Here is a 19759-nt window from a genome sequence, read left to right as displayed (position 1 = left end):
TTGATTCTCCGGCGTCATATTTACTCGTCATCCTGATTTTCTTTTAGGATTTTCATATCTTTCTTGAGTAGATATTCCTCATAGGATGGTGGTAGCGCTAAAGACTCATCCCAATCTGGAATCACCGGGTGTTCTTGGAATGGCATTAGCGGAACCCCTTCGGCTTGACGTTTAAGCTGTTGGGCACGAATAAAGTTATACTTGCGCTGGCTGATCTTATTCATAGTAATCCCATCACGTACAATTTTTGGACGTATGAATACCATAAGATTGCGTTTACGTTTACTCGTAGACGTAGACTTAAACAAATGTCCCAGTATGGGAATATCACCCAGTAGCGGCACTTTAGACACGCTCTCTTGAACGTCTTCGTCAATTAATCCGCCCAGTACAATCGTACCGCCATCGTCAACCATAACGGTGGTTTTAATTTCACGCTTATTAATTGAAATATCTACTGACGTTGCGCCGCTGACTGAAGATACTTCTTGCTCAATCAATAGCTGTACCGCATCGCCCTCGTTAATTTGTGGCGTAACCTTCAGTTTTGTACCAACTTCTTTGCGTTCAACTGTTTGGAACGGGTTACTGTTGTTATTACCCGTTGATGCTCCCGTAATGATTGGCACTTCCTGACCAACAATGAAAAACGCTTCTTCGTTATCCATGGTTGTTAGGTGTGGCGTTGCCAAAATATTCGAGTTAGTGTCTGTGCTTACGGCTTGGACCACTGCGCCCCAGCCATCTTCAACTACACCCACCATAAAGCCGTTCAAGTTGCCTAACAGGTTGGCCAGTGGAGTCAAATCCCCTTCAACGGTATTGGTCGTTGGTACGGTTTCGCCGTTTGCCGTGATGGTGGTTTGGCGGGTTTCACGGTCTTCAGCTTGTCTTAATGCAACCCCTAAAGAACCAATACCAATCACGCCGTTAGTAAACTGTTGACCGCCTCCGTCTTCTGATGCCCATTGCACGCCCAATGTAGTGCCATCACCCTCGAATACTTCAACAATAATGGCTTCTACTTGTACTTGTGCGCGGCGTACGTCTAGTTGTCTGATGACTTCTTCAAGAGAGCGCATCATGTCAGGCTCAGCAGTAATGACCAATGCGTTAGAGTCTTCGTGTGAGTCAATACTGATGTCACGAGACTGACCGCTCCGACGTTGCTGGGCGTTGCCTTGCTCCTCTGCTTGAATACTTGCACTTACACCTTGTAGTACTTTTACTAAGTCTTCTGCTTTAGCGTAATTTAAAAAGATCACGCGCGTGTTGCCTGTGGTTTCAAGCTCTTGATCCATTCGGGTGATCAGTTTTATCAGTTTTTGACGGGCTTTATTATCACCCGTTACAATCACGCTGTTGGTACGATCGTCGGCGACCACTCGTGGTTCAGATTTGCCTGTCGGCTGGCCTTTGCCTTGAGATTTATTGATGTTTTCTACGATACGCACCATTTCTGATGCAGATGCATGCTTTAACTTCACGATTTCGATTTCTTCATCGCCCGCTTGGTCAACACGTTTAATGATTTCCACCAATCGATTTACCACTGCGGCACGGCCAGTTAGCATCATCACATTAGACGGGTCATGACTTACTACGTTACCGCCACCCGCTTGGTCGTTTAGCTGGCGGAGTATCGGAGATAATTCTCGTACAGGCACGTTATAAACCGGCACTACGCGGGTGATCATCTCATCACCGTCCATTGCGTTGCCCTCAATAACGGGAATATTCGAGGTTTTTGCGTCTTTAGAACGAACAACCTTTAAAATACCGCTAGGCATTTCAACGACAGCAAAATCGTAAACTTGTAATACGTTCAAAAAGAATTGGTAGTATTGCTCTTCGGTCAGCAAATCATAGCTACGGACACTGATCTTACCTCGAACATTCGGATCGATGATAATGGTCTTTTTTAAATTCTTACCAACAATGTTGATGAACTCGGTGATTTCAGTGTTCTTAAAATTCGGTGAATACTCAGCAGCAACGACTGATACAGACGCTGAATAAAATGCTGTTAGAGCAGCCAAACATAAGCCTTTAAAAAGCGAGCGGCTTGTTAGCTTCATAAAACTATCCTTAATTCTCTTCTTCTGTTGCAGAAAAATCTATATTTAGTGAGAGGGTTTCACCGCCACGATCCACCGTCATTTGTAATGTTTCTGCACTTCTCAGCTGTTTCATTGCTTCAATAGACTGTTGTGGATCGGCTAAGTTCAAGCCGTTAATTTCTGTCACAACATCTCCTGCGACAAACCCTGCCGCCTGGAACAGTTCTGGTTTTCTGCCAGGACGAACACGGTAGCCTCGCAATACGTTATCCACACGGTGTGGAGAGATTGCGATATAATCGGTAAAACTCATGGGACGCTTTTGCAAAGCCTGGCGTGCAGACTGTGCTTGGCTAGAAACCTGACGAGGTCTAGAGGGAGTGTTACTTCGAGTTGGAGTTGAGCGGTTGTTGCTCACCATTGTCGGAGTTTTTCCGTCTACGCCTTCCATCATGAGTGTCTCATTTCGGCTACCATTTCGGATGATAACGCGATCTTCGTACACTGCAGTTAGAAATGCGTTGGTTCCATCAATTTTATCGTTAATTCCATAGGTGTTCTGTTTACCCCGACTTTCGATTATAGCGGCTGCAACATCTGCATTGCTACTTGCTACTACACCACTTAATGTTAAATTTAATGTTGTTTTGGGTGCGTTGTCGACGTTAACGGGAACATCTTTGGGTTTTTCAGCAATGTTACCAAATAAGTTTAAATTTTTAACCTTGCTAATATTAACAAGTTGGTTACTTTTACCATTATTTACCCCGCCACGGGAAGTATTTTCTACATAATTTCCAGAATTGGCTTGTTCAGGGGCAGGGATAAGGCGCCAAGTTAGATCAGCCAGAAAGGCGATTAAATAAAGTGCGAGCAAAGCCACTACGATGTGACGCAACTGATTTTGGTACTTTCCTAATTGGAGCCAAAGCTGGTTAAGGTTATAATTAGCGACTGTCATTGATTTTTGTAGGCCTTTGCTCATCTTTCGAACCGCCAATAATAGCGAGTCGCCAAAGGGCTAACAACACTAATCCGTAAACATTACCAAAAAATTACAGAATTTAAGTAAATGAGTCGTAAAAAAACATCGCCAAAGACAGCTGAGTCAGAGAGCGAAGTCAGACTAGATAAATGGCTTTGGGCTGCTCGGTTTTATAAAACACGATCTGTCGCTAGAGAGATGGTGCAATCGGGAAAAGTACAGTATAACGGTCAACGTGCAAAGCCAGGTAAAGGGGTCGAATTGGGTGCAATAATTACGCTTCCAGCGGGATTCGACATGAAAGAAGTCGTGATTGAACAAATCAGTGATCAACGACGAGGTGCGCCGATAGCGCAGTTAATGTATCAGGAAACAGAGGCAAGTATCGAGCAACGCCAGCGAAATGCTGATGCACGAAAACTTAGTGCGTTCCATAGCCCGAAACCTGAACAAAAACCAGATAAAAAACAGCGCCGTCAAATTATTCAACTTAAACAGCAATAGTTAACTTTTATGACAAAAACCGATTTACTTCATCGATATCTCTTCAATCAGGCAAATGTGCGAGGAGAACTTGTTCAGTTACAGGAAAGCTATCGAGCTATTCTTGATTCCTATGCTTATCCACCTGCCATTCAGCAGTTATTGGGCGAATTGATGGCTGCCACCAGCCTGCTAACAGCAACCTTAAAATTTGAAGGCGATGTGTCATTGCAGCTTCAAAGCGAAGGGGCTGTTAGGTATGCGGTGATTAATGGTACTCATGATCAGAAAATGCGCGGTGTTGCGCGTTGGGATGAACAGCGTCAAACATTACCTGACACGTTTGCTGATATGTTTGAAAAAGGCATTCTTGTCATCACGATTACACCAAAAGAAGGTGAACGCTATCAAGGCGTTGTTGCGCTAGATAAACCCACACTGGCGGCGTGTATTGAATCCTATTTTGAACAATCTGAGCAGTTGGCAACCAAAGTATTGCTTCGCGCAAGAACGGGCGAATCGCCAGCTGCCGCGGGCATGTTAGTTCAGGTGCTACCGACAAGTAGTGAGGCGACGAATGCCGCAGATCGTCCAGAGTTTGATCATCTGGTGAAATTGACGGAAACACTCACGGACGAAGAACTGTTTACATTGCCAGCTCAAGAAGTGTTATACCGCTTATACCATCAAGAAGAAGTGGAGTTATTTACGCCACAAGAAGTACGCTTTCAGTGTACTTGCAGTAAAGAACGTTCTGCTGCAGCACTCGCAAATGTGGACAAAGCCGAGTTGCTAGACATCATCGCTGAGGAAGGCATGATTAAAATGAACTGCCAGTATTGCCACAAAGAATATACGTTTGACGCAATAGATGTTGAGGCGATTTATTCTGGTGGTAACACAAGTCCTGAAATGCATTAAGCCTCCGTTTCGATATCGACCACAAAACCCGCTTACAATATTGAGCGGGTTTTTTGTCTTAACACGCTACTTTTTGTTGAAACGGTATATTCATCGAAAAGAATATTTATTCATTCCAGCCGACGTGCTTTTACGTAAATTCAGATATTTCAATGGATGTAGAAAAAACAGACTAAATGGTTATGTAATAAAAAACTGAAAATTCTGAAAGTGCCAAGTTTTTGGTTGCCTATTTTATTTCTCTCTCACTTGCTAAAACCCTTTATAAATGGGACACTCGCGTGCATTCTTATTTCTGTAACCTAGTATGTAATATAACGGAATGCGCAACACTATGACTAAGCACCCAGCAAATCAAATGGTAGATCTTTCGATTCCTGAACTTGTTCGACACGCGATAAACCGAGGCGAAGGTACGTTTTCGGCGAATGGCGCGTTAGTGGTGAAAACCGGTGAAAGAACAGGACGTTCGCCTAACGATCGCTTTATTGTTAGAGAGTCGGACACAGAGAACGAGATTGATTGGGGCAAAGTAAACCGTCCATTCTCCTCAACAAAATTTGATGCGCTATGGGATCGGGTTGAATCACATTTAGTGGCAAAACCTTACTTTGTATCGCATTTACAAGTGGGTGCAGATCCCCAGCATGCGTTGCCTGTTGTGGTCAGAACCGAAACGGCATGGCAACACATCTTTGCCAACAATATGTTTATTCGCCCAGAGGCGTGGAATACAAATGATCAAACACCTTGGCAGATTATGAATGTGCCTGGGTTTGCTTGTGATCCTGAGCGTGACGGTACCAACAGTGACGGCTGCGTTATTATTAACTTTGCGCGAAAAGCCGTACTAATTGCCGGTATGCGTTATGCGGGTGAAATGAAAAAGGCGATGTTCTCAGTGCTTAACTTCTTGTTGCCTGCGAAAGATATTTTGCCGATGCATTGCTCTGCCAACGTCGGAGAAGACGGTGACGTAACATTGTTCTTTGGGCTATCTGGCACAGGCAAAACGACCCTGTCAGCCGATCCTAAACGCTTTTTGATTGGTGATGATGAACATGGCTGGGCAACGGGTAGTGTGTTTAATTTTGAGGGTGGATGTTATGCAAAATGCATTGATTTATCTGAGAAAAATGAACCTGTCATTTGGAATGCTATAAAGTTTGGCACCATCTTAGAAAACGTGGTGCTAGATAATCATGGCAAACCTGACTTTGCAGATAGCAGCCTGACACAAAACTCACGCGCTGCATACCCGTTAGAGCATATTGAAAAACGCGTTGAAGAAAATATGGCGGGTGAGCCACGTGCTGTTGTCTTTTTGACTTGCGATGTAAGTGGCGTGTTACCCCCTGTGTCTGTGTTGTCTGAGCATGCCGCTGCTTACCATTTCCTAAGTGGTTATACCGCAAAAGTGGGCTCAACTGAAATCGGATCTACCGCTGCCATTGAATCAACATTTTCTACTTGCTTCGGTGCGCCGTTCTTCCCGCGTCCAGCAGGTGTTTACGCTGAATTGCTTATTAAGCGTATCCGTGAATTTGGCGCCAAAGTTTATCTAGTTAATACTGGCTGGACAGGCGGTCCATATGGTGTTGGTAAACGATTCGATATTCCGACGACGCGCGCAATCATCGACGCGATCGTAACCAATCAACTGGCTGATGTAGAAACTCGACATATTGATTCACTTAATCTAGATGTACCCGTTTCCATTCCGGGTGTCGACAGTGCGGTGCTTGATCCTCGCGAAAGCTGGAGCGACAAAGAAAAATATGACGAATACGCAGAGCGATTAGCGCAAGAGTTCAAACAAAATTTTGCCAAATACGATGTGTCTGAAGAGATAGTAAAGGCGGGCCCGAAAGGCGAGTAACCCGCTTGTGAAGTGTTTTGTGCATCACGTTTGAAACTGTTTATTAGGCCCGTGTTATCACGGGCTTTTTTGTTTTTCGGACACCCTCTCTATGAGCTGTACTTGAGATGTTATTGCTGAATGAATACAGTGACTGCGCGCTACGAATTGCCGTCTAGTTACAGGCAGCCACAGAAGCTCGCTTGGAAAATGGCTATCTTCGGTTAAGCAGTTATGTCATTAATGGGGATTGAGACTTTCGCGATTAGGCCGCCATCGTGGTGATTGCTCAATACAATTTTGCCGTAATGCAAATCGACAATGCGCTTAATAATCGCAAGCCCAAGTCCAGAGCCTAGGCTGCCTCTGGCTTTATCGCCTTGGGTAAAAGGTTGAAATAGTGTTTCTATCTGGTTCTCTGGGATGCCTGGGCCATAGTCTCTAATGGTAAACCAAAGCATTTTTGATTTGCTGTCTATTCCGGAAGAAATATCAATGTCACGACTGCCATAACGAAATGCGTTTTCCATCAAATTGTCAATCACCCGTTTAAGTGCAATACGGCGAATCTTGATTTTAGGTAGGTGAGACAATTGCAAACTGACGTTATTTTCCTGACTTCGATTTCGGGCGTGTACGGCGTCACAAATAATGTCGTTAATGTCAGCGTCTTCACGTTGTTCTTCCTGATCTTGACGCACATAGTCGATGAACTGATCGATGATATCATTCATATCTTCGATGTCATTTACGATGCCTTCTTTAATCCAGTCTTGGTCCTCTGGAAGCATTTCAGTAGCAAGACGAATGCGGGTGAGTGGTGTACGTAAGTCATGAGAGATTCCCGCAGTTAAGAGTGCTCTATCATCTTCTAATTGCTTGATTCCTTTCGACATACGGTTAAATGCGGAGGTCACTTCGATCATCTCTGTTGAGCCTTCTTCCTTTAGTGGCTCCGGAAAACTGCCTCTTCCTACTTCGATGGCAGCGTGCTGCAACGCATGCAGAGGGCGGTTAAGTCTCCTTACGAATATCCAGCCACCTGCCACACTCAATATACCGATGACTAATAAATAGATGGTTAAAGGAGATATTTCGGTTTCTCCAATGCCAGACATAGGAAGTACGATCCAAAGATCTTCGTGTTGAGGTGGGTTAACCCAAATGCGATAAGGCTCTGTGGCACTTAAACGAACATCCGCCTCTCCATCAAGGTGTGCCGACAATTCTCGTGAGAAAAAACGGTAGTAGCGGGCCTGATTTAACCCTAGCTCTTCTGCCTGTGCTTGATTTAACACTGCAATACCGGTTTCTTGAAATAGACGTGCTTTAGCTTGCGGGTCAGCCAACTCTGCTTCGTGCAAGTAAAGGGTTTTGACCTGAGAAGCAATGAGAGAATTTATCTGCTCGTAATTGGGCTTAATAAAATAATAGGTCACCGACAGATACGAAAATACCTGATTGATGAGCAGCAGCACACCAATCAGCAATACCGTTTGACCAAATGCACTGCGGGGAAGAAGAGTCACGTCTTTGTTTGCTCACTGTTAAATGTGAAGTACGGAATCAGTTAGCACTGTCACCATCAGGCACGAAGACATATCCCAAGCCCCAGACCGTCTGAATATACCTTGGGTTTGCTGGATCATCTTCTAGCATACGTCTTAAGCGAGATACTTGAACGTCAATGCTGCGTTCTAGTGCGCTGTAATCACGACCGCGGGCAAGATTCATTAATTTATCGCGTGATAATGGTTCACGGGGGTGGGTCACCAGTGATTTTAACACGGCGAATTCGCCACTTGTTAGCGTGAGTGGCTCATCTCCTGCTCGCATTTCCCTCGTTGCGAGGTTGAGTTTGTATTTACCAAATTCAATAATTTGCTCTTCTTGAGAAGGTGCGCCCGGAACTTCTGTTGTTTTACGACGTAAAACGGCTTTAATTCGCGCTAGCAGTTCTCTTGGGTTAAAGGGCTTAGGCAAGTAATCGTCAGCGCCCATTTCAAGGCCGATAATACGATCAACTTCATCTCCTTTTGCGGTCAACATCACAATGGGGAGTGCGTTATCTTTTTGCCTCAGACGGCGACAAATCGACAATCCATCTTCACCGGGAAGCATAAGATCCAATACCATTAAATGAAAATTTTCTCGTTCTAGTAAACGATCCATTTGTTCTGAATTAGCAGCCGCGCGTACTTGAAAGCCCTGCTCAACCAGATAGCGTTCTAGCAAACTACGTAAACGCATGTCATCGTCAACGACGAGTATTTTTGGTGTCTCTTGTCCCATTCTCAGAATCCCATAGAAGCGTATAAGCCACTATAAAAGAAAGTACTGAATTACAAAAGATTAGGTGCGTAATGAAGTGACGCTGGATTGTTACAAAGTTTGTCTAACTTACGGTGTTATTTATCAAACACCCAATCCATTTGAAAGCCTGCTCGGCGCTTTTTGTCGAGCAACTCTTCGATCAATGGGCTTAAAATGAGCTCCATGGCTAGCCCCATTTTGCCTCCAGGTACCACCAATGTATTGATGCGTGACATAAAGGCACCGTCAATCATTTGCAGTAAATACGGAAAATCTACGTTTTTCATTTCTCGGCGAAAACGCACTACGACAAAACTTTCATCTTGGGTAGGAATTTCACGCGCGCTAAATGGGTTGGAAGTATCTACTGTGGGAACGCGCTGAAAATTCACATGTGTGCTAGAAAATTGTGGCGTTATGTATTTAAAGTAATCGTCCAAACTACGCACAATACTGCTCATAACGGCTTCGCGTGAGTGACCACGATCTGTGGTATCGCGAACGATTTTTTGTATCCATTCCAAGTTAACAATAGGCACCATGCCAACCAGTAGATCAACATGTTGAGCGACATTGGTTTTGTCTGTGGCAACGCCGCCATGCAAGCCTTCGTAAAATAGAAGATCTGTATTGTCAGGCAAGTCTTGCCACGGCGTGAAGGTGCCTGGCATTTGGTTAAAGGGAACGGCTTCATCAAAGGTATGTAAATATTGACGATGCTGGCCTCGGCCAGAATCACCATACTCACGAAACAATTTCTCTAGTAATTTAAAGTCGTTGGCTTTGGGGCCAAAGTAGCTGATGTGTTTGCCTTGTTCTTGAGCCTTACGAATTTCGACTTCCATTTCAGGACGTGTATATCGGTGAAAGCTGTCGCCAGCGACAATGGCGGGATTATTAATACTTAATTTACGGAAAATATGCCTGATAGCATTCGTTGTTGTAGTGGTACCCGCGCCAGAAGAGCCGGTAATAGCAATGATCGGATGTTTAACAGACATAGGACATTTTTTCGTTATGAGGAACGCTATTTATAAGCAATCGCGGGTGTGAAGGTCAAGTTATTTGGTGTACTAATGCCGTGATAGTTGTTATTCGCATGCGTGATATACCCTAGCGATTTACGTAAAACTTTGCTGTAATGGCACATTATGGGCAATAACGATAAGAAAGACCCGAATGGTAAGAGCGGGCTGGCGTGAATTTATAAAAACGCGTTTGCAGGCAACGTCAAACTTTCATGCTGTAGGCATTGAGTTCAGTGCGTCTGGCATTCAGATACTAATTTTAAAGCGCGCACCACAAGGTGTGGCAGTGCATAGCTGCCACTCATTGGCCTATGAAGGGTGGGAAACGGCATTAAGTACACTGGTTGAATCGCAAAAACTTCACTTTACGCCCACATTTGTCAGTATTCACCCTAACCTTTATCAGTTATTTCAATTGGAGCGCCCTCGCGTAGAAGACAGCGAAATGCGACAGGCGCTGAGTTGGACCGCCGCTGACGTGCTGGGACACGAACAACCTATGGCGATAGATTACTTTGATATGCCCGTTCAAACGTCGGGTGCCAATAAAGTGAATGTGGTTGCCGTTACTCAGTCTCATATTCAGTCTATTTGCGATGGTCTGAAGTCTGCCCAACTGTCATTAAAGAAAATCTCTGTGGCAGAATTGGATCTACTGCATCTAATAGATACTAATGAACAAGCTTGCCTCATCATCTTCCAACGACATGGAGGGGAGCTGAGTTTGGTGATAGCGAAACAAGGATGCATTTATTTTATCCGCCGCTTAAGAGGCTACGAAAACCTGTCTACATTGACGGAGCAAGCGCTAAACTTGGGGGTAATCGAAGAGTTGAGTGTCGAAATACAGCGATCGCTCGATTATTACGAAAGCCAGTTACGTCAAGCGCCAGTAAGGTTAGCAAAAGTTATCGTTGAGTCACGCGATGCTAACGCGCTCGAGCGCAGTTTGGAGAAAGCGTTACTGATGCCTGTTGAGAATATCATGGCAACGCTTAATCATACTTTCCCCTGTGACAGCGATTTTTATGCGGTCAGTCTGTCGGCCGCAATGACGCAAGAACGAGGGCGTATTGACCTGCCTTCGCAGGCTCGAGCAGGTGCAGTATGAAAACGCACGTTAACTTTTATACCGACGAATTTAAACCCAACATCGTATTGATTAATCCTGTGTTTGTGTTGCTATTGTGGCTTGTCATTCTGAGTGGAGTGTGTTTTTTATGGGCTGGTGTTACCTATTCTTTGCAACAAGATGAGCGGGTGTTAACCTCATTAAATCGTCAGGTAAATGAGCAACAAAAAGTCGTTGATGCTTTGTCTACAGCGGCCGCAACGCGCACAGAAAACCCTAGATTACAGGCGTTATTATCTGAAAAATTAGCGAACAAAGAGATGCAAACCGCCATTCTTCAAGCACTAGATAGTCGTGAGACACAGCAACAGGTTAATTACGCCCAAATGCTGATAGATATGGCGAAGTATCCCTCAGAAGATTTATGGATTACGCACATGTACTTACGTTCGGATAAGACCGAGATTATGGGACATGCGTTGAATTCTGCTGCCGTTCCAAAGTGGATTGTTTCGTTAAGCGCTATGCCGTTTTTTCGAGGCAAGCAATTTGCTTCGGCGGTAATCACGCGCGAAGGTGAAACGAATAATGGCACGCTTGCATTTACGGTAAGCTCTGAAATTGCACCTTCGGGTAGCTCCGTTCCTAAGGTGTTAAAGCAAGTCAACGAGGTGCGCCAATGACGCTGACTTTTCAACGCTATGCTGACTATTTTTATGCGCTGTCGTTGCGGGAAAGAAGCCTCATTATGGTTGCTGGTGGCATTCTGATTCTATTGGTTGGCTTTGTGTTCCTATTGGAGCCTGCGCTTATCGCCCGCGATAAGCGGTTGTCTGAGATTGAGGCTCAGTCTCAGGCATTGTCGGCGCTAGAACAGCGAATAACTCAGTTAAATATGGCGTTAGCCACCGATCCGGACGCACCGATTAAATCTCAAATTCAACAACTTGATACCGAAGAGGTGCAATTTACGCAGCGCTTGGCACAATTTACTGATGCGCTAGTGCCACCAGAGTCGATGGCTGGATTACTGGAAACGGTTCTAACCGAAACCCATGATGTCACGTTGGTTTCAATGCGTTCTTTGCCGCCAGTACCATTGTTAAGTGAAACTGAGGTAACACAGACGTCTTCTCTGAATGTATATCAACACGGCATGACACTCAGGGTAGAAGGGCAGTACTTCGCCATTCAGCGCTATCTGGCCAAGTTGCAGGCATTGCCTTGGCAGTTTTATTGGCAAGGGTTAGAGTATGAAGTGACGCGCTACCCGCTTGCACAGGTCTCGATTGAGTTGTATACACTGAGTATGAGCAATGCATTTATAGGAGTCGCACATGCGCCGTAATTGTCAACGCGCGTCAAACGCACGATGTCAGGGGAATCTTGTAGGTGTATTTTTCTGCATGATAGCCGTGAGTGGTTTGTTCATCGTGTTAACAACCGCTCACAGTGCCATTGCAAAACAACCTGACGTCGTCCTCGTTGATCCCACCCGACCGTTGATAAAAGCGCCGCGCGCCCAAGCAAATGAGGATGAAGATCTATCTGATACCGACCTGAACGTTAATGCCATTTTCTTTTCTGAGCATAGCCGGAAAGCGATCATTAACGGCAAGACTGTGTACGAGGGCGATAATGTAAGAGGGATGACATTGATTGCCATTCGCCCCTCTGGTGTTACGCTGAAACATGCTCAGCATACGCTCACTCTTTATACTAATAATAACAACGTAGCAAAACATGTATCATCAAAATTCTAAATGGTTGATCGCCCTTTTTCTTATCTTACTCGTTGGCTGTCAGTCGACGGAGGATACACCAGCGGTAACATCGATTGATGCTGCTATGGCAGAAATGCAAGCGCAGCAACCCCAAGCCGCTCGACCGCAAGCGTTGGGAACGATTCCTCCCGCCATTGAAAACTTGTTAGCTCCAACATCTGCCAGAGCAACGCCGTCTTTATTCGCTGAAGAAAAGTATGATATTAGCGCAGAGGCTGTGCCTGCGCGGGCGTTTTTTACCAGCCTGGTATCTGATTCGCTTTATAGCGTTGCCGTACACCCTGAGGTGACAGGTGACATTTCACTTCATTTGAAACAAGTCAAAATGGATGAGGTGTTTGAGCTAGTTTCAGAGATGTATGGCTATGAAATTCAGAAAAAAGGTCAGGTGTATCGAGTTTTTCCTGCTGGAATGCGAACGGAAACCATCTCGGTTAACTATTTATTGATGGAACGAGAAGGCGCAACCCAAACAAGTATCACGACTGGCGGGATTTCTCAAACCAATGGAAATGGTTACAATAACAATAATGGCGTAAATAACTTCAGTGGGAATAGCACCAATTCTAGTAATTTAGGGGGAAATCGCTTCACCAATAACGTGAACGGCACCAATATACAAACCCGCACGGAAACGAATTTTTGGTCTGACTTACAAGCCACGCTTCAAGCCATGATTGGGAATGAAGATGGCCGCTCGGTCATGGTGACGCCGCAGGCTGGTTTGGTAACGGTACGCGCATTGCCTTCAGAAATTCGTGGCATAAAACGTTTCTTAAAAACCTCTGAAGAGATTGTACAGCGTCAAGTGGTATTAGAGGCTCGTATTATTGAAGTGGCTTTGAACGATGAATTTCAGCAAGGTATTAATTGGAATAAAATCGTTAAAAATGCCGACGATCTCATAGCCAATACGGGAGACACCGATTTAACTTTTTCTACTACGTCAGGAAATTTCGGCAATGGCATCACTGCTGCGTTGGGCGGCATTACCAGTTTGTCTTTCGTGAACCAAAACTTTTCAGGCGTGCTGAGCTTGTTGGAAACACAGGGAAATGTGCAAGTGCTGTCTAGCCCACGTGTGACGGCTACCAATAACCAAAAGGCGGTGATCAAAGTCGGAGATGATGAATACTTTGTCACTGAAGTATCGAACCAGAACACGATTACGTCTGGCACCACAACAGTCACTCCTAATATCGAACTGACGCCATTTTTCTCAGGTATTGCCCTTGATGTCACGCCACAAATTGATGATGAGGGAAGTGTGTTGCTGCATGTGCATCCCTCAGTGATTGAAACTCAAGAGCAAGAAAAAATCGTTACCCTAAACGAAGAGCGGTTTGTCTTGCCATTGGCGCAAAGCAATATTCGAGAATCTGATACTGTGATTCACGCGCGTTCTGGCGAAATAGTCGTGATTGGCGGTTTGATGCAATCTATGGTGTCGAATCAGCAGTCGAAAACGCCTTTACTGGGTGACATTCCCATTCTAGGCAATCTGTTCAAAGGTAAGCGCGATGTAGAGAGCAAAAAAGAACTGGTGATCTTGCTTAAACCGACGGTTGTAAATGCCAATACATGGAAAGAGCAACTTAAGAGAAGTCAGACGCAAATGGCCGACTGGTTATACGTGGAATAGCAACATGTATTTGTATCATTTTGGGATAAACGAACTGCCTTTCACGTTAACGCCCAATACCAGTTATTTTTTTGGTTTACCGTCTCACAAAGAAGCGATGAACGTGCTGATGATGGCGCTGAAAACGGGAGAAGGCTTTATCAAAGTAACGGGTGAAGTCGGTACAGGTAAAACCCTGATTTGTCGAAAGCTATTGAACGAGTTACCCGCGCACTTTGTTACCGCCTATATTCCTAATCCGTATTTATCTCCTACTGAGTTGCGCCGTGCAGTCGCGTCTGAATTGGGAGTTGAACTGACAGAACATTGTGATCAGCAAGTGTTTACGCAGCGCATTCAGGCACGTTTAATTGACATTCATCAGCAAAATAAAAGTGTGGTGTTACTTATCGACGAAGCCCAAGCTTTGCCCACTGAAAGTATTGAAGCCTTGCGTTTAATGACTAATTTGGAGACGGAGTCGCGCAAATTACTGCAAGTGGTATTGTTTGCCCAGCCAGAGCTGGATGAAAAGTTGGCGATGCCTGAGTTACGCCAACTTAAGCAACGTATTACGTTCTCTTACCAATTGGTATTAATGAACGCCGATCAGGTTTATCAATATGTTCGACATCGTATGCGCGTCGCTGGCGCGAAACATGACAACATATTTAACCAACGTGTGTGCAAACTCCTGTATCGTTCAAGCCACGGAACGCCTCGCATTGTAAATGTGCTGTGCCATAAAGCGTTGATGTTAGCGTACGGAGAAGGCAAGCAGTCAGTCGATACAAAGCATGTGCGACTCGCGGCACAAGATACGGAAGCTGCGGATGATCTTCCGTCTCCTTATTGGCAAGTGGCCAGCGTGTTGGCGTTTGCTGGTGCCGTGGCGTTGGCGGGTGTAGGTTGGTCGTTAGGTATGTTCGCATGAGTGTCGTGAATAAAATGCTGAAGGATCTTGACGCTCGTCAGCATACTCAACAGCAGCAGGCTGATTATCAGCCATCCTCGTCATCAGCGACCAAACCAGTACTGGTCGTATTGGTGGTTGTGATTAGCATTATAATGGCATGGGTGTTTATTCCAGCGTTTTCTGATGTTAACGAAATAGAACACAGTGAACGGGCAGGGTTTGCGGAACCTGTGATAAATAGTGCTACTAAGTTAAGCCAGGTCAATGAGAGACAGGCCAAGGTAAGTAACCTCACAAACCCTAGAGCGTCAGTTGTACCTAAACTGCCTTCTGATGTGGGTGATATTGCCGAGTTGGGGGTAGATTATACCGATCCTTCGACTACTTCGTCTTCTGAGGTGGCACAACCGACAATGTCAGAGGTGAAGTATCAGCATAATGTTGAATCGGATACAGTAACCGCGACTGATTTAGCACAAACGATGGACGCTGAATCGATAGTTCAACCTGACACGCAATCTGAAGCGATTATTACTGCACATCAACCCAATGACCTAACTAATACGCAGTTAAGGCAGCAAATCCGCCTTGCAGTACAAACGCGGGATCACCTGCACGCTATCGCATTATTGAACACACTGATTCAGCGCGAGCCAGAGAATGTTGATGCCATTAAGCAGCAAGCCTCACTGTTATTTGCGGTTGGTGATAGTAAACAAGCGATACAAACATTAGAAACCGCTATTGTTACATTTGAACAAAAGCCAGAATTACGCATGATGCTAGCCAGACTATTCCACCAACTTGCACGACCTCGTGATGCACTGACGGTACTGAATGTTGCAATTCCGATGGCGAATCTAAGTCTGGATTACATCGCATTAAGAGCTAACCTAGCGATGACGACAGAGCAGTTTGAGATTGCGCTTCAGGATTATCAATATTTGGTTACAGCCTCGCCCGAGCATGTACCTTGGTGGATAGGATACGCTATTTCTTCAGAGCGCATGGGTCACTTTCATCAAGCGCATGATGCCTATTTGTATGTTAGCCAGAGTGCAGAACTGACGCCTGACATTCGAACTTTTGTAAGCCAGCGAATTGCGTATTTGACGGAGAAAACGTCATGAATCAAAGCCGTACGAAAATTCGCTTAGGTGATCTACTCGTTAAAAACCACATCATTAGTGAGCAACAACTGACCGAGGCACTGGCGCAGCAAAGCGCGTCTGGTCGAAAACTGGGGCAAGTACTCGTTGAGCATAAGTTTGTTAGCGAGCAGCAACTACTCACGTTTTTGTCACAGCATTTGAATGTACCGCTCATTGATATTCAAACCTATCGCGTGCGCCCTGAAGCAGTGAAACTCCTGCCAGAAGTGCAAGCGCGGCGACATCGTGCCATTGTGTTGGAGAATAAGGGTGATCGGCTGTTGGTAGGCATGAGCGATCCGGCAGATTTGGCTGCGATAGATGCGTTGTCAGCATTACTACCTAAGCCTGTTGACGTGGCGGTGGTGAGTGAACGTCAACTGTTCGAAGCGTTTGATAACTTTTATCGACGAACAGAAGAAATTGCTTCTTTTGCCCAAGAGTTGGCGGAGGAGTATCAACAAGATGATGCATTTTCGCTTACGGAAGGCTTGGATGACGAGCAAGACACTGCGGTGGCTAGGCTGCTGCAATCCATCTTTGAAGATGCGGTACAAACAAAGGCATCGGATATTCATATTGAGCCTGATGAGCAAATTTTGCGGATTCGGCAGCGCGTAGATGGCGTATTGCAAGAAAATATAATCAAAGAGAAAAATATTGCTTCGGCGCTGGTATTGCGTCTAAAGCTTATGTCGGGGCTGGATATATCCGAAAAGCGATTGCCTCAAGATGGACGCACGCAAATTCGAATTAAAGGCCATCAGATTGATGTGCGTGTGTCTACCATGCCTGTACAGCATGGTGAATCGGTGGTGATGCGTTTGTTAGATCAATCGGCAGGATTACTCACCCTAGAGCAAACAGGCATGCCAGCACCGATGCTAGCGCGATTGCGTAAATTGATTCATCGTCCGCATGGCATGATATTGGTAACAGGGCCGACAGGCTCAGGTAAAACTACGACCTTGTACGGGGCGTTATCTGAATTAAACCGCGCTGAATCGAAAATCATTACCGTAGAAGACCCAGTGGAATATCGCTTACCACGTATTAATCAAGTGCAAATCAACCCAAAGATCGGACTCGATTTTTCTAATATCTTGCGTACCACGTTGCGTCAGGATCCCGATATCATCATGGTAGGGGAAATGCGTGATACTGAAACGGTTGAAATCGGATTGCGTGGCGCATTGACCGGGCACTTGGTGCTATCAACGTTACATACTAACGATGCCATTAGTAGCGCAATTCGGCTGCTGGATATGGGCGCACCAGGATATTTGGTGGCGAGTTCATTGCGTGCTGTGGTTGCACAGCGATTGGTTCGGCGACTTTGTAGCAATTGTACTGAAGAATACATACCCGACGCAGAGGAACGCTTTTGGCTCAGCCATATCGACCCCAACGCAGCATCAGTCGTGTTTAAGCGAGGATCAGGGTGTCAAAACTGTAATCACACTGGCTATCGTGGGCGTATTGGTGTGTTTGAATTGCTAGAAATGAACGAGGCAATGATGAGCGCCCTTAAAGCTTCAGACACGAATGCCTTTGGGCTGGCCGCAGAGAAAAGTGCGGGGTATATGCCTCTTTCTCATGTTGCCTATTCATACGCTAAACTTGGCATAACCTCTGTTGAAGACGTGTTAACGTTGGTAGAAATGGTGTCAGAGAGTGAAGCGCAGCCGCTGGCTGAAACGGTAGACGTCGAGATGTCGTCTGGCGAGGTCGGGGACAATGACGACGTTTAATTATACAGCCCGTAATGCCCAAGGGCAGCATTTGCAAGGTGAGATAGATGCATCTGACCAGCGTCAAGCTGCGCGCATGCTAGTGGCGCGCGATCTAACACCGATTGACATACTGGCTGCGCATACAACATCAAATGCAGAAAATACATCGTCACGTGATAATGCTCTTTTTAGTTCATCCACCTATGCCGGCCAATTTAGTCTGCTGGTCCCGCGCGTTAAACTGGATGATTTGATTATCTTTGCCAGACAAATGTATTCACTCACTCGATCTGGCATTCCTATTTTACGCGCAGTTCGTGGCTTGGCTGACACTACGAATTCCAAGCGCATGCAACATGCATTGCATGACGTTTGCGGCCAACTTGAGCGTGGACGAGCCATATCTGCTGCGCTAAACCGCCATCCACATATTTTCAATCAATTGTTCGTCAGTATTGTGCATGTCGGAGAAAACACCGGTAAGTTAGATGACGCATTCTTACAGCTGTCTCAATACCTTGAACGAGAACAAGAAACACGTAAACAAATTAAAACCGCCACGCGTTACCCCCTGTTTGTGGTAATGGCCGTTGTTATCGCACTTGTGGTGATGAACATGCTGGTGATCCCCATTTTTGCAGACATGTTTGCTAAGTTTGGTGCGGAATTACCGCTCATGACACGTATTTTGATTAGCTCGTCACATTTTTTCATGACCTTCTGGCCTTTGTTACTCGCAGGCACTGTCGCGCTGGTTTTTTTTACACGGCGATATTTGGCTACCGAACAGGGGAGGTATCAATGGGATGCTCGAAAGCTATCGTTGCCCATCGTTGGTAATATTTTTGAACGTACCTTGTTAGGTCGATTTTCGCGTAGCTTTTCAATGATGCTATCTGCCGGTATTCCCTTAACTACGGCGTTATCCTTGGTGGCGGAGGCGGTAGACAATACCTTTATGGCATCTCGTATTACAACGATGCGCCGTAATATTGAAAAAGGGGAAAGCCTCACGCGCGTAGCGAACAACAGTGAATTGTTTACGCCGCTAGTCATGCAAATGATCGCAGTGGGTGAAGAGACTGGTCGTGTTGATGAGTTGCTGACCGAAGTGGCGGAATATTATGAGAGGGAAGTGGATTACGATTTAAAAAGTCTGACCGCGAAAATTGAACCCGTGCTCATTTCAATTGTAGCAGGCATGGTATTAGTGCTTGCCTTGGGAATTTTTACGCCAATGTGGGACATGATGGGCGCCTATCGAGGAGTTAGATAAATGGACAAACAAGAGCGAGCCATTGAATCTACATCGGGTTTATTGAAAAAACTGGTTGTGCTGATTGTATTTGTAGCTGTTATCGTTGGCTTCATTATGTATTTGAATGACAGCGAGCCAAACTATAAGCGAATTACAATGAATAATTTGGCCGCACAGTTTCAAAAAAGCGTGACAAATGCCCATTGGCAATGGCAAGCAGAGGGAAGACCGCCTATCGTTGTAGTGATTACTTACGAAAATACCACCGATACCGAAGGGGCACTGATAGAAAAAGAGCGTCGTCCTATGATCATGAGCCATTTGGGGTGGCCTAGAGTTGAACCTACCAGTGAAGGCTGCGAGAAAACTTGGGATATGGTGCTTAACCTGCCGTTAATGGTTGAAGGGTTTAAGGTCTATGGTGAATATTACGACGGCGTGAAAATTACGGGTAATGCACTGGATTCATATTGTCGGTTCCGCATGTCAGTGGGGCCTTACTTTGACTACCACGTTTATCGAGGTGATGTGGGAAAGGTGCAGTCGTAATTGTATGGGTCGCCATTGTGCAGTAGA

General features: G+C 45.4%; 18 protein-coding genes. 13 read left to right on the top strand and 5 right to left on the bottom strand.

Annotation, left to right across the window (positions count from 1 at the left end; genetic code table 11):
- Window positions 1-20: 20 nt before the first annotated feature.
- Window positions 21-2078, bottom strand: coding sequence for a type II secretion system secretin GspD (gene gspD, locus OE749_RS13965; protein ID WP_263713083.1), 2058 nt, complete (start codon window positions 2076-2078; stop codon window positions 21-23).
- Between the two features lie 10 nt (window positions 2079-2088).
- Window positions 2089-3045, bottom strand: a complete 957-nt coding sequence (gspC, locus tag OE749_RS13960) for a type II secretion system protein GspC (RefSeq protein ID WP_263713082.1) — start codon at window positions 3043-3045, stop codon at window positions 2089-2091.
- Window positions 3046-3132: 87 nt separating this feature from the next.
- Between gspC and hslR the strand changes: the two genes are divergently transcribed.
- The 3 genes from hslR (at window position 3133) to OE749_RS13945 (ending at window position 6328) form a co-directional block, all read left to right on the top strand.
- Window positions 3133-3549 carry a ribosome-associated heat shock protein Hsp15 gene (hslR, locus tag OE749_RS13955; protein ID WP_263713081.1) on the top strand — a complete coding sequence of 139 codons (417 nt, stop codon included), beginning with the start codon at window positions 3133-3135 and terminating at the stop codon, window positions 3547-3549.
- Window positions 3550-3558: 9 nt separating this feature from the next.
- Window positions 3559-4449, top strand: coding sequence for an Hsp33 family molecular chaperone HslO (gene hslO / locus OE749_RS13950; RefSeq protein ID WP_263713080.1), 891 nt, complete (start codon window positions 3559-3561; stop codon window positions 4447-4449).
- 334 nt (window positions 4450-4783) lie between these two features.
- Window positions 4784-6328: a phosphoenolpyruvate carboxykinase gene (locus OE749_RS13945; RefSeq protein ID WP_263713079.1), complete on the top strand. Its 1545-nt coding sequence runs from the start codon at window positions 4784-4786 to the stop codon at window positions 6326-6328.
- 203 nt (window positions 6329-6531) lie between these two features.
- Here OE749_RS13945 and envZ read toward each other — a convergent pair whose 3' ends face one another.
- From envZ to OE749_RS13930, 3 genes are all read right to left on the bottom strand, one after another.
- Complete coding sequence (gene envZ, locus OE749_RS13940; RefSeq protein ID WP_263713078.1) at window positions 6532-7836, bottom strand: two-component system sensor histidine kinase EnvZ; 1305 nt, start codon at window positions 7834-7836, stop codon at window positions 6532-6534.
- Between the two features lie 37 nt (window positions 7837-7873).
- A complete protein-coding gene (gene ompR / locus OE749_RS13935; RefSeq protein ID WP_263713077.1) occupies window positions 7874-8599 on the bottom strand; it encodes an osmolarity response regulator transcription factor OmpR in 726 nt (241 codons plus the stop codon).
- Window positions 8600-8715: 116 nt separating this feature from the next.
- Window positions 8716-9621, bottom strand: a complete 906-nt coding sequence (locus OE749_RS13930; RefSeq protein ID WP_263713076.1) for a phosphoribulokinase — start codon at window positions 9619-9621, stop codon at window positions 8716-8718.
- A 178-nt stretch (window positions 9622-9799) separates the two neighbouring features.
- Between OE749_RS13930 and OE749_RS13925 the strand changes: the two genes are divergently transcribed.
- Genes OE749_RS13925 through OE749_RS13880 form a run of 10 tightly spaced genes read left to right on the top strand, consistent with a single transcriptional unit; the run spans window position 9800 to window position 19732 of the window.
- Window positions 9800-10759, top strand: coding sequence for a hypothetical protein (locus OE749_RS13925; RefSeq protein ID WP_263713075.1), 960 nt, complete (start codon window positions 9800-9802; stop codon window positions 10757-10759).
- The gene (locus OE749_RS13920) at window positions 10756-11403 is read left to right on the top strand and encodes a PilN domain-containing protein (RefSeq protein WP_263713074.1); all 648 of its coding nucleotides are present in this window, start codon (window positions 10756-10758) and stop codon (window positions 11401-11403) included. The genes OE749_RS13925 and OE749_RS13920 overlap by 4 nt, the downstream gene beginning before the upstream one ends.
- Complete coding sequence (locus OE749_RS13915; RefSeq protein ID WP_263713073.1) at window positions 11400-12068, top strand: type II secretion system protein M; 669 nt, start codon at window positions 11400-11402, stop codon at window positions 12066-12068. Before OE749_RS13920 ends, OE749_RS13915 begins: the two co-directional genes overlap by 4 nt.
- Window positions 12058-12483 (top strand): general secretion pathway protein GspB, encoded by a 426-nt coding sequence (locus tag OE749_RS13910; RefSeq protein WP_263713072.1) that lies wholly within the window; start codon window positions 12058-12060, stop codon window positions 12481-12483. Before OE749_RS13915 ends, OE749_RS13910 begins: the two co-directional genes overlap by 11 nt.
- Window positions 12464-14146: a pilus (MSHA type) biogenesis protein MshL gene (mshL, locus tag OE749_RS13905; RefSeq protein ID WP_263713071.1), complete on the top strand. Its 1683-nt coding sequence runs from the start codon at window positions 12464-12466 to the stop codon at window positions 14144-14146. The genes OE749_RS13910 and mshL overlap by 20 nt, the downstream gene beginning before the upstream one ends.
- 4 nt (window positions 14147-14150) lie before the next feature.
- On the top strand, window positions 14151-15059 hold the full coding sequence (locus OE749_RS13900) for an ExeA family protein (RefSeq protein ID WP_263713070.1): 909 nt from the start codon (window positions 14151-14153) through the stop codon (window positions 15057-15059).
- A complete protein-coding gene (locus OE749_RS13895; RefSeq protein ID WP_263713069.1) occupies window positions 15056-16171 on the top strand; it encodes a tetratricopeptide repeat protein in 1116 nt (371 codons plus the stop codon). The genes OE749_RS13900 and OE749_RS13895 overlap by 4 nt, the downstream gene beginning before the upstream one ends.
- Window positions 16168-17943: a GspE/PulE family protein gene (locus OE749_RS13890; protein WP_263713068.1), complete on the top strand. Its 1776-nt coding sequence runs from the start codon at window positions 16168-16170 to the stop codon at window positions 17941-17943. The genes OE749_RS13895 and OE749_RS13890 overlap by 4 nt, the downstream gene beginning before the upstream one ends.
- On the top strand, window positions 17930-19201 hold the full coding sequence (locus tag OE749_RS13885) for a type II secretion system F family protein (RefSeq protein WP_263713067.1): 1272 nt from the start codon (window positions 17930-17932) through the stop codon (window positions 19199-19201). The genes OE749_RS13890 and OE749_RS13885 overlap by 14 nt, the downstream gene beginning before the upstream one ends.
- Window positions 19202-19732, top strand: coding sequence for a hypothetical protein (locus tag OE749_RS13880; protein ID WP_263713066.1), 531 nt, complete (start codon window positions 19202-19204; stop codon window positions 19730-19732).
- Window positions 19733-19759 lie beyond the last annotated feature (27 nt).

The organism is Fluctibacter corallii (assembly GCF_025751585.1).
In the GTDB taxonomy this organism is placed as follows: Bacteria; Pseudomonadota; Gammaproteobacteria; order Enterobacterales; family Alteromonadaceae; genus Fluctibacter_A; species Fluctibacter_A corallii.
Note: the sequence above shows the minus strand (reverse complement) of the source record. Positions and strands in the feature narration are given on the sequence as shown.